This window comes from Alienimonas chondri (assembly GCF_013036045.1).
Classification (GTDB): Bacteria; Planctomycetota; Planctomycetia; order Planctomycetales; family Planctomycetaceae; genus Alienimonas; species Alienimonas chondri.
Window position 1 is genome coordinate 1 of record NZ_WTPX01000195.1, and the last position, 6,688, is coordinate 6,688.

Consider the following 6,688-nt stretch of genomic DNA (forward strand, 5'->3'; position numbering starts at 1 on the left):
GAAGCCGTCGCGTCGTGATCGTCCGTCGTCCCCCCCGCGACTCCGTTCCCGGCGGCGCAGGGGAGACGACGGACGATCACGACGCGACGGCTTCGCTGCCGGACGTCGCCGCGTTGTTCGACGGACTCGACGCGCCCCCTGACGTGGGCGGCTTCGACGGGCTGCTCCCCGATCCCAGCGGCGCCCCCGACGACCGTTCAGGCTCGGAGACCTCCCCGTCCGATTCGTCGACGGCGGACACCCTGCCGTTGGGCGGCGCCTCCCGGGAGTCGCGTACCGCCATCTTCGAACCCGGCGACCTCCCGCCCGGGACGGAACTGGAGCACTTTCGCATCGAGGCGCCGATCGGGCACGGCGGCATGGGGGCCGTCTATCGCGCGCTGGACCTGTCGCTGGAGCGGTACGTCGCCGTGAAGGTGATTCGCCCCGATCGCCACGGACACGCCGCCGCCCCCGGCTCGGATCTCGTCGCGGCGAGCGGCCTCCACGTGCGGGGTTCGGCGCGAAAAGGGGTGCGGGTCGAGGACGTCCGAAGCGACGACTTCCTGAACCAAACTGACCCGGACCCGCACGCCGCGACGGCGCTTCCCCCATCGGGCAACCGGTCCGGTAACCGGTCCGGCAACGGGACGGGCAGCGGGTCGGTCGCGCTGGATCGACTGTTGCAGGAAGCTCGGGCGCAGGCTCGGGTGAACCATCCCAACGTCGCGCACGTCTATTTCGTCAGCCCGGACCCGGACAAGCCGTTCCTGGCGATGGAGTTGGTCGACGGGCCCACGCTGGCGGACAAGCTGAAAGCGGGGCGGTTGCCCTACGGGGCGGTCACGCGGATCGGCGGGCAGATCGCCGGGGCGCTGGATTGCGCGGCGAAGTACGACATCGTGCACGGCGACGTGAAGCCCTCCAACGTGCTGCTAGCCGGCGCCCGCGGCGACCGGCCGGGGTGGATCGGGACCGTCAAACTGAGCGACTTCGGCCTCGCCCGCCGGACGAATCTCGCCCGCATCGGGGGTCTGGAAGGCACGCCGAACTACCTCGCCCCGGAGATCGTTCGCGGCGGATCGCCCACGGCTCGCAGCGACCTGTATGCGCTGGGCGTCACGCTGTTCGAGATGACCTTCGGCCGGCTCCCCTACACCACCCCGCGGCAGAGCCTCAAGCAGCGGCTGCACGCCCACCTGAACAACGCCCCGGAGTTCCCCGAACCCTGGCCCGCGGATCTGCCGCCCGGCTGGCGGGACGTGCTGGCCCGGTTGTTGGCGAAGAACCCCGAGGACCGCCCCGCGGACGCCGCCGAAGCCGCCCGCGAGATCCGCCGACTCGCCCCGCAGTCCAACACCCCCGCGGGCCTGCTGATTCGCTCGATGGCGGCGCTGACGGACCTCGGTCTGGCGACGGCGGCCGGCACGGCGCTGTTCGCCGTGATCTATCTCCCCGGCGTGGTGGAGGTGGACCGCTCGGTCGCGGGGCTGCGGGCGATGCTCCCGCTGGCGCTGTTCGCGAAGGCGGCCGCGTGCGTGCCCGCCCTGCTGCTGGCTTGGCGGCAGGCCCGAACGAAACGAACCCCGGGCAAGCGGCTGTTTCAGATCCGCGTGGCGGACCGGTACGGCCTCCCGCCGGCCGGTCGCACGCTGCTGGTCCGCGGGCTGGCTCAGACGTTCCCCATCTGGGGGTTGGTCTTGGCTCTGCTGGCCGAGCATCTCACCGGTCAGTTGTGGCTCGAACAGTCGCTGACTCTGTTCGTGCTGACGCTGTGGACGATCGACGCCGCCTTCGGGTTGTTCACCGGGCTGTTCAAATCGGAAGCCCGCGCCCTGCACGATCGATTGCTGGGCACCCACGTCGTCCTGGACACCGCCGCCGGCCCCGCCCCCGGCGCCGAGTAAACCGCTCGCGGCAGTCCGAGGCGCGATCGAGAATTGCATAATTGGCTGGCAGCCCGAGGCGCAAGCCGAAGTTCTCCAGCGCGGCAGGCTCACCCGGCCTCGGCTCGCGCGTCGGCCTGCCGGACGAACAAGGACAGACGCCGAGAACTCGAGAAGCGGGCGGCGATCGGCGCCGTAGGGCTTCCCGATCCGCCGTGCTCGTCCCGGATCTGGCATCGACGCCGCTTGAAGGGTTGCGGGCGGGCGGGCCCCGCACTGTCATTGACGAAGTCCACAAGCCCCCTTCGCCCCCGTGCCTTCCCACACCCTGTTTGCCGTCGCGCTGGGCGCCGCGTTGCTCGCGTCGTCGTCGGCCTCGGCGCAACAGATCGTCGTCGCCCCGCCGAGTCCGATCGCCGACGCCGCCCCGACCGGCGGAGCCGGGTTGTTCGTCGGGGTGAACGAGTTCAGCGACCCCAGCGGCAAGGTCGGGAACCTGCGATTCGCGGTCAACGACGCCGTCGAACTGGCGCACCTGTTCGCCTTGGAACTACGGCTCATTCCCGCGGCGAACTGCACCCTCGCCCTCTCCGGCGAACCGGAGGGTGAGACGGCGAAGGCCCACCTCGCCGCCCTCAAGGCCGCCGGGGCGACGGTGACGACGGCGAAAGCCGTGGCGATCCTCGACGCCCTCGACGCCGTCAGCCGCAGGGGGCGAACGGAAAGCGACCTGCTGATCATCGGGTGCAGCAGTCACGGCTTCTCCGAGGGCGAACGGGCCTACCTGATGCCCCAGGACGGCCGGTTCGCCTTTCTGGACCGCACCGCCGTGCCGCTGGAAACCTTGGAAGGAACCGTGCGGCGCTCCAAAGCCGGGCACCGGCTGCTTTTGATCGACGCTTGCCAGGATCGCGTCAGCGCGACCCGGGGCCTCGGCGGTCGGCAGGCGGCGACGGCGATGAGCAATACGTTCGCCGCCGCCCTCGCCAAACCGACCGGCCAAGCAAAGCTGGCGAGCTGCGAGGTCGGCCAGTTCAGTCTTGAGCTGCCGAGCCTGCAGCAGGGCGTGTTCACCGCGGCCCTGCTGGACAGCCTCCGCGGCGGGGCCAGCGACGCGGACGGCGACGGATTCGTGCGGCTGGCGGAGGTCCAAACGGCCACCACGGCCCGAGTCTCGTCGCTAATCGCCGACTACAACCGCGACCTGCCCGAGGCAGACCACATCCGGCAATCGCCGACCTATCACGGTCCCGAGGCCACCCGCGCCCTGCCGCTGGCCGTGCCGGCGACCGACGTCGCGATTCTGATTGAAAAGCTCGCCCGCCGCATCGGCCAGCAGGGCTACACGAGGGAGCTGCACGCCCGGCTGGCCGACGTCCTGAACGACAGGACGGCGCCGGCGGACCTGCGGCGGGAGGCGGAGCGTTTTGCCGACCGCGGCGGGCGGTTCTTCGCCTCGATCGCGACGGTCGAACTCGGCGGGGCGATGGCTCCCGGCCCGCTGGTCGTCGCCGCGGACGGGTCCGGCGACCACCGCACGATTCAAGCCGCCCTCGAAGCCGCCGCAGAGGGCGCCCGCGTGACCGTGAGGCCCGGCCTGTACCGCGAGAACGGGCTGACGATCGACCGCGCCGTCACGCTGGAGGGCGTCGGCCCGCGGGAACAGGTCGTCATCGAAGCGAGCGAAACCGACGCCCTGCACCTCAAGGCGCCCGTCGCGACGGTGAAGGGACTGACGCTGCGCTGCACCGCGGCGCCGGAGGCGAAGATGACCGGCCTGTGGATCAGCGCCGGGACGCCGCTGGTCGAAGACTGCGTGGCGACGTCCAGTTCGATCGCCAGCATCTACGTCGCCGGCGACGGCACGGCCCCCACGCTGCGGAACTGCCGGGCGGAGAACGGAGCGTCCTACGGCCTCTATATCCTCGAAAAGGCCGCCGGCGCCTACGACAATTGCGTATTCGCGGGGCACGCCGACGACGGCGTCGCGGTGAAGGACGCCGGTACGAACCCCATATTGCGGGGGTGCCGGGCGGAGAACGGGGCGGCGGACGGCTTCGTCGTGTTCGATCAGGCCGGCGGCACGTTCGAGAACTGCACGTCCGCGGGCAACGCGGTCGACGGCATCGCGGTGCGCGGGCCGGGCACGGCGCCGACGTTCCGCGGCTGCCTGGCGGAGGATGCGGGACAGGACGGCTTCTTTATTCACAAAGCCGCCGGCGGGACGTTTGAACGCTGCGTGGCCGTCCGTGCCAAGAACTCGGGCGCGTACATCCTCGATGCCGGCACGGAGCCGACGTTTCGCGAGTTCCGGGCGGAGAACTGCACCAGGGGTGGCCTGCTGGTCCGCGACGCCGCGGCCGGGACGTACGACGACTGCACCTTTATCGACAACGGCACCGCCGGCATCGGCGTGATCGAGGGCGCCGACCCGACGGTCAAGCGGTGCCGGGTGAAAGGCAGCGACATCGGATTGTTCGTCGTCAGCGCCCGCGGCACGTACGAAGACGGCGTTTTTACCGACGCGAAGACCCACGGTCTGCACATCGGCCGCGCCGGGGCGAAGCCGACGCTCCGCCGGTGCCGGTGCGAGAACGCCAAAGGGAACGGGCTGCTGGTGAACGAAGGCGGGTCCGGCGTGTTCGAGGATTGCACCCTGACCGGCAGCGGTCAGGCCGGGATCCAGATCTCCGGCCGCGGGACGGACGCCGTGATCCGCGGCGGGGCGTCGACCGGCAACGCCTGGCAGGGCGTGGGGGTCGACGACCGCGCCCGCGCGACCGTCTCCAACGTCGATCTGCGCAACAATCGCCGCGGCGCCTGGTTCATCGAAGCCTCCGCCGGCCCCGTCACCCGCACCGGCAACAAGGAATGACCGCACGTCGCGTTCAGAATGTTTCCCAGAATTCCAGAAGCAGCCCGCCGTCGGCGGCGTATCGCCTGACGTCGTCCGCCGCGATCGACCGCCGAATCTGATCTCCCCCGTGTCCCGCACCCCGCCGTTCGCCGTGTTCCACAAACCTCTGTTCGCCGCCGCGATCGTCGCGGGTCTGGCTTCATCGCCCGTGTTGGTTGCCGCGGAGCCGGCGGCCGTCGACCAGACCGACGTCGCCGCGGCGGCTCGCACGGTCCTCAAAACGCATTGCGCCCGCTGTCATAGCGGGGAAGGTTCCGAGGGGGGGAACTTCGATATGCAAAGCGTCGCCTCCCTGCGGGAGCACGGCATCGTCGACGCCGACGCCCCCGCGGACAGCTTCGTCCTCGCCGCGATCGAGGACGAATATATGCCGCCCACCGCGATTCGCTCCCGCTCCCCCGTGCCGGAGGCGGATCGCATGGCGCTCAAAGCCTGGCTGGACGCCGGCGCCCCGGACTTTCCCACCGAGGCCGACCGCCAGCACGTGATGCTCTCCTCGGTCCTCACGGCGATCCGCGACGATCTGCGGGACGCCGACCGCGACGATCGCCCGACCCGGCGGTACTTCACCCTGCACACGCTGCACAACACCCCGAACGTGCTCGCCGGCGACCTGCCCGCCTATCGGGCGGCGCTCTCCAAGGCGCTCAACAGCCTGTCGTGGGAACCAACGATCGTGCCGCCCAAAGAAGTCAGCGGCGACGGCCTGCCGGACGGCGTGCTCTATTCCATCGACCTGCGGGACTACGGCTGGGACTCCGCCGACTGGCAGGCGGTGCTCAAGGCGTACCCGTACGGCCTGAGTTACGGGAACCTCGGCGGGGACGAAGGCGAGGCGCTCGGCCGGCTGGGCGAGGATCTCGAAGAGCTGTCGCACACCACGCTGCCGATGGTGCGGGCCGACTGGTTCGTCGCCGCCGCGGCCCGTCCGCCGCTGTATAACGCGCTGCTCGATCTGCCGACGACCGAAGCGGGACTGGAAAAGCTCATCCGCGTGGACGTGAAGAAGGGCTTCATGGACCCGCGGCCGCAGTCGATCGCCCGGGCCGGGTTCTCCCGCAGCGGCGTCAGCGCCCAGAACCGCCTCGTCGAACGCCACGCCGCCCCCTACGGCACCTATTGGAAGAGCTACGACTTCGGCCCCGATAACGGTCGCGGGAAGCTCACCCGGTTCCCGCTGGGACCGGACGGCGCCTTCCCGAAGTTCGATCGGCTCTCCTTCGAGCACGACGGCGGCGAGGCGATCTTCAGCCTCCCCAACGGCCTGCACGGCTATTTCCTCTCCGACGGCGCCGGCGATCAGTTGCACGCCGGGCCGATCGCGGTCGTCGGCGACGCCCTCAAGACCTCCGGCACGCCGGCGATCGTCAACGGCGTCTCCTGCTTCGCCTGTCATAAAACCGGCATGATCGACCTCGCGGACACCATGCGGGAGGGCAACGGCGTGTTCGGCGACGCCGAGGATCTCATCCGCCAGCTGCACCCCAAACGGGAGGAGATGAACCGCCTGATCGAAGCCGACCGCGCCGCCTACCTGCGGGCGCTGCGGATGGCCGTGAACGAGTTCGACGACAGCGACCCGACCGCCGAGGGCTACGTCGACCCGATCGGCCACGTCGCCCGTCAGCACCGGTTGGTGTTCCTCGACGGCGACGCGATCGCCGCGGAGCTGGACCTGACCGGCTTCGACGAACTCCGCCGCCGCGTCAGCGATCGCGACCTCAAACAATTAGGCCTCGAACCGCTGCTGGACGGCGGCGTGGTCGGCCGGCCGGAGTGGGAAGCGACCTACCGCGGCGTCTCCCTGATGCAGGAACTCGCCCGGCGGCTGCGTTATACGCCCGTCACGCCGTTGTGACGTTTCCTCCCCTCGCCCCCTTTTGGGGGAGAGGGGTCGGGGGTGAGG

Annotated in this window: 3 protein-coding genes; all 3 read left to right on the forward strand. The window is 70.4% G+C overall.

The genetic code is table 11. The features are described from left to right. A partial coding sequence (locus LzC2_RS19205) for a protein kinase domain-containing protein (RefSeq protein ID WP_171189649.1) occupies positions 1 to 1,886 on the forward strand: 1,886 nt, incomplete at its 5' end. A 292-nt stretch (positions 1,887 to 2,178) separates the two neighbouring features. Continuing rightward, a complete protein-coding gene (locus LzC2_RS22925; RefSeq protein WP_171189650.1) occupies positions 2,179 to 4,740 on the forward strand; it encodes a right-handed parallel beta-helix repeat-containing protein in 2,562 nt (853 codons plus the stop codon). A 109-nt stretch (positions 4,741 to 4,849) separates the two neighbouring features. Continuing rightward, the gene (locus LzC2_RS19215; RefSeq protein ID WP_171189651.1) at positions 4,850 to 6,640 is read left to right on the forward strand and encodes a hypothetical protein; all 1,791 of its coding nucleotides are present in this window, start codon (positions 4,850 to 4,852) and stop codon (positions 6,638 to 6,640) included. The last annotated feature ends 48 nt before the right edge of the window (positions 6,641 to 6,688 follow it).